Source organism: Bradyrhizobium huanghuaihaiense (assembly GCF_007830635.1).
Lineage (GTDB): Bacteria > Pseudomonadota > Alphaproteobacteria > Rhizobiales > Xanthobacteraceae > Bradyrhizobium > Bradyrhizobium huanghuaihaiense.
In genome coordinates, this window is the sequence record NZ_VLLA01000086.1 from 1 (window position 1) to 3,646 (window position 3,646).

The 3,646-nt window shown below is 59.7% G+C and carries 4 pseudogenes; 1 reads left to right on the forward strand and 3 read right to left on the reverse strand.

From position 1 onward, the window contains the following. Positions 1-372: 372 nt before the first annotated feature. Positions 373-531: pseudogene (locus IQ16_RS44810) on the reverse strand (IS630 family transposase); the annotation flags it as partial. A 234-nt stretch (positions 532-765) separates the two neighbouring features. Next, positions 766-1,787 (reverse strand): annotated as a pseudogene (locus IQ16_RS44815) (IS110 family RNA-guided transposase). 325 nt (positions 1,788-2,112) lie between these two features. On the opposite strand from IQ16_RS44815, the pseudogene IQ16_RS44820 reads away from it, so the two are divergent. Next, positions 2,113-2,442 (forward strand): annotated as a pseudogene (locus tag IQ16_RS44820) (transposase); the annotation flags it as partial. A gap of 254 nt (positions 2,443-2,696) precedes the next feature. On the opposite strand, the pseudogene IQ16_RS44825 reads toward IQ16_RS44820, so the two are convergent. Beyond that, a pseudogene (locus IQ16_RS44825) lies at positions 2,697-3,490 on the reverse strand (IS630 family transposase); the annotation flags it as partial. Positions 3,491-3,646 lie beyond the last annotated feature (156 nt).

The following is a 3,646-nucleotide window of genomic DNA, read 5'->3' on the forward strand; positions in this document are numbered from 1 at the left end:
CTTGCGATCTTTCCTCGAAAGGTGGACTTCTCTTGCTTCGGGTATCATCCCGACCTTGAATCACGACTCACGTTCCAAGAAAAGTGGGTACTAGTTGACGATCAGCACTACCGGCTTGTCAACCGAGTGGCAGGGTCCCCTAGCCAAGGTGGTACAAGTCGACGTCCTCGAGGGTGTAGGCGCTGAAGCTCCCGAAATGGGCGAACAAGTTGTTGCGCTTGGCGCCGCAGCTGATCCGGTGATCCGGTCGGCGAGGCCGCGGCCCAGAGGCTATCGGGCGAGCGCATCGGCGCCTCGCGGAAGATGCGAGCATCGATTGAGCGCCAGCCTGCAGATCGCAGCGTCAGGACAGGACGACCTAGTCACGTGAATCTAATGTTCGCCACATAAAGTCTGCTGGGTTTTGTGGCAGAAGCGTTTGACGGAAGCCAAAATCTGGTCTGCGGACTTGGTCCATTTGAAGGGCTTCGGGTTTTGGTTGTGCAGGTGGATGAAGGTGCAGATGTCGGCCTCGAGTTGCCCGACGGAGGTGTCGTCTAATCGCTGCTGGGACGTCAAGCATTTAGTTTCGTCAAGAGACGCTGCCGGGTGCGTGGTTGTCTTCGCGGTCGACATTGGTCGCCGCATGATGGAGCTTCGCGGACGAGCCTTCAATGTGGACGACGCACTTTGCTGAGTCAGCAGTGCAACCCCATCAGCGGAATGGCTCGGCTCACGTCCTGGCAGGGATACCTTAGGCGTTCAGGTTCTGAACGCTATCCGAGCTTATGCGGCAGCTCCGGCATTCGGATTGAACAGCTCGCCGGTCTTAAGCATCGTATGCTTATCACCGCCAGTTTCCGTGCCACAGCCACGGCGGCTCTTTTGAAGCCGATCCTCTCCCGGAGATGCCGTCCCCACGTCCGCAGAGCGCTGTCGGTTGAGCTGCGCGTCAGAATGACCGCTGCCGCTTCATAGAGAAGCCCACGCAAATGGCGGTCGCCACGTCGGGATATATGGCCATCATAATCGACTTCTCCGGATTGGTAGCGGCGCGTTGTCAGGCCGATCCACGCGCCAACAGATCGGGATTTCCTAAAGTTGTCAGGCTCCTCAATAGCTGTGGCAAAAGAGGTTGCGGTGATCGCACCGATGCCCGGAATCGACATGAGGATGCGGCAGGCCTGACTCTCGCGCGCATCCCGAACCAACTGGCGACCGAGTTCGGCGGCGCGGATGCGAATGCCACGCCAGGCTTCCAGCATCGGAAGCACGATGGATGCAAGTCCGTCCTGATCAGCCAGAAGGTTCCGGACGTTCTCGAAGGTGCTTCCCTTTCCGGCGGGAACAAGCAGACCGAAGGTCTTCATGACGCCGCGGATCTGGTTCGAAAGCTCGGTGGTGATCCGGACCAGCCGCGTGCGCGCCGCGACAAGCGTGCGGGTCAGCATGCTGTTGAATCCCTTCACGCGCACCTCACGAAAGAACCCGACTTCCGCGAGCTGCGCCAGACCATCGGCGTCGTTCGCGTCCGTCTTGTTCGCCGCCATATCGAGCGCCGCTTTATCATGGCGCGCATCGACGCAGATCGCCGGCAATCCTTCGGTGCGCAAAGAATGATAGAACCATACCGACAGCGGTCCCGTCTCGAACACCACGCGTTTCACGGCCGGCGCCCGCTTGCGGATGAGCGCGGCGATGACACTGGGATCAGATGCACACTTGCCGCGCCAGATCCGTTCACCTGCTCGACGGATCGAGACCGCCGTCTCTTTCATCGACACATCGAGACCGATATACTCTTCCATGGCTGTTCTCCATTCGATGCTTGGGCCCGGCGTCCAGTCGTGAGCCCGTATTTCCATCCTATCGGGGAACAGCCACCCTCCAAGACTATTGATTGTCTTTAGGGCAACACGCTCCTGCGATTACCCCATGTGGACGCCCCCTCACGGCATCGCTGTGCCAAAGTGGTGTCGTTGACCATCACTTGAACGGAGGCGTCCATGTCGGAATTTAGCATAATCGCGTTGGATCTGGCGAAGAATGTGTTCCAGATGCACGGCGCGGATGCATCAGGAACCGTGCTTTTCCGCAAGAAGCTGCGCCGGGATCAGATCCTTAAATGTCTTGCCGCGCAGCCGACGTGCACGGTCGCAACGCGACTTTGCGGCATGGCTGGGGCTTACCCCGCTGCAGCGCTCCACCGGAGGCAAGCAGAAGCTCGGCAAGACGTCACGTATGGGCGAACGAACCCTGCGACGACTACTGATCATCGGCGCGAGCGCGGCCGTGCGCTGGGCAATGCGCAAAGACTCGACAGCGGATTCTTGGCTTGCGCGCATGCTTGCCCTCAAGCCGCCCATGCTGGTGATCGTCGCCCTCGCTAACAAGATGGCGCGCATCGTCTGGGCATTGATGGCGAGAGGCGGAACCTATCGGGCTCCGGCTGCGGCGAAGTAGTTCCGCGGCAGGGACCGTGAGTGTGAGAAGGTCAACCGGAGAGTATGGCGCACGGTCACGAGACAGGAATGGGAAAACCAGATCATGGATACGCGCCTCGAGCACGCGAAGTTGAATTGGACCCGTTCCGCGAACTCCCATACGGGCCAGCGGCATGTGGCAGCCGCAACAAAAGGCCGAACACATGTCAGCGCCCGACCACGCTCCGCACTCTTCGAAAGATTCTTCTTGCACCAACGGGGGCGTCTACACATGTCCATGACGATATGGACATCGAGGCCTTCAGGAACTTGAGCATCGATCTCTTTTAAAAACTTCAAGACTCGACTGCCCGGTGGCGCTTGTAGCATTTGCCGATGACGAACCCCGAGGCGACATCGAGCGCGGCAAACAGCGTGGTCGCACCATGCCGCACATAGCTGTGCGTACGACGCTCCGGTATGCCGGGCATCATTGGCAAGACCGGCTGCTCGCGATCGAGTGCCTGAATCTGGCTTTTCTCATCGATGCTGAGGACAAGGGCTCGGTTCGGCGGGGACAGGTAAAGCCGACGATGTCGCGTGCCTTGTCGACGAGCCGCGGATCGCTCGACAACTTGAATGTCTGGCTACGGTGCGGTTGCAAGCCGAACGCCGACCACATTCGGCGGATCGTGGTGCGGGAAAAGCCAGTTTCCGCAGCCATCGAGCGGATCAACCATTGCGTCGCCTTGGCCGGCGTCGTACGCAGCGTGCGATCGATCATGGCGGCAACCTGATCGTCGTTGATGGTGCGAGGGCGGCCAGGGCGTGCCTCGTCAAGCAAGCCATCACAGCGATCCTTCAAAAATCGGCGGCGCGACTTGCCAACGGTGTGTTCGTGGAGGCCGAGTTCGGCAGCCACAGACTTGCTTGGCAAGCCATCCGCCCACCGCAGGATCGCGCGGCATCGCTCAGGAAAGCAACCGCGCAGCACGATGACGACGAACTTGCCTCTCCAAGTACGCCCGCTCCTGCGGACTCAGCACCAACGGCGCGATCGGCCGGCCTTTCCCACCTGCATTCGCCACAAGCGCTCTCCTCTCTCGAGATTCAAGCTATCAACCAATGCGACGAACTTGCGTTCCGGATGACTAGGGTCTGTACCTAAATAGCGCCACGTGATTCTCTTGCCTACGTGTTGATTCGGGGGCGAGAGAATGCGCGCTGGTTTGTTTTGGCTGAAC